Raw genomic sequence first — 923 nt, 5'->3', positions numbered from 1 at the left:
CGTTGGCCTCGCCGTCGAAGGTCTTGAGGCCCTGTTCGTGGGCCAACAGCGCCAGCCGGGCGGCGCGGCGGGCGTGTTCGGGGCTGTCGTGGCGGTAGGCGCCGCTGCCGTCGTAGGTCTCCAGCGGGCCGAGCTCGCCCTGGGGCAGCGCGCTGGTGTCACTGGCGCTGGTGCCGGCGAGCTGCTTGTAGTCCCAGGCGCCCAGCGCCACCGCGTTGGGCCGCACCTGGCGGTGGGCGGCAAAGGCGGTGATGGTGTCTTCGTTGGCGCCGAGCAGGCTGCCCACGAGCGCTGCCAGGCCGGTGCTGCCTTGCACCGGGCGGCTGAAGCGCAGGGTGCCCAGGTCGGGCCGCTTTGCGGCGCGGTCGGTGATGACGAGGCAGTGGCGGGCCTGGGGCTGCGTGTCGCTGGCCGAACCCGAGGCGTCGTGTTCGAAGTGGAACGACAGGCCTTCCTCGGCCAGCAGGCGCAACACGAAGTCGAGGTCGCTCTCGCGGTACTGGGTGCACAGCGAGCGCTGGCGCAGGGTGTCGGTGACGTCGAGGCGCCAGTTGGCCTGCGGGTAGTCCTTGAAGACTTCTTCGACGATCTGGAGTGCGGTGGCGTCCTGGAAGATGAAGCTGTCGCGGCGGTGGCCCAGCAGGGCGAGCCAGGGTTGCAGGCTCAGGCGGTAGCGTGCCAGGCCGCCGTCGGCGCCCAGGGCGGCGGCCTGCATCACGTGGCCGTGCCAGGTGCGGGGGGATCCGTCGCCCTGGGTCAGGCGCAGCGTGACCTCTTCGCCGATGAGCGGGGTGAGGTCAAGGTGGGCGCTGGGCGACAGGCAGTCGATCTCGAAGCCGCCCAGGGTGTTGATGCCTTCGGTGCCGGACAGCCGCTCGACCACCAGCGTGGTGCTGGGCAGGGCCGTCTCGATGGCCAGCAGC

The 923-nt window shown here is 71.5% G+C and carries 1 protein-coding gene; it reads right to left on the bottom strand.

Translation table 11 applies throughout. From position 1 onward, the window contains the following. A partial coding sequence (locus E8D38_RS27895) for a type VI secretion system Vgr family protein (protein WP_181179579.1) occupies positions 1-923 on the bottom strand: 923 nt, incomplete at both ends.

The organism is Methylibium rhizosphaerae, from assembly GCF_006386545.1.
Lineage (GTDB): Bacteria > Pseudomonadota > Gammaproteobacteria > Burkholderiales > Burkholderiaceae_C > Pseudorivibacter > Pseudorivibacter rhizosphaerae.
The sequence above is the reverse complement of the archived record's forward strand: the minus strand, read 5'-3'. Positions and strand labels throughout refer to the sequence as shown.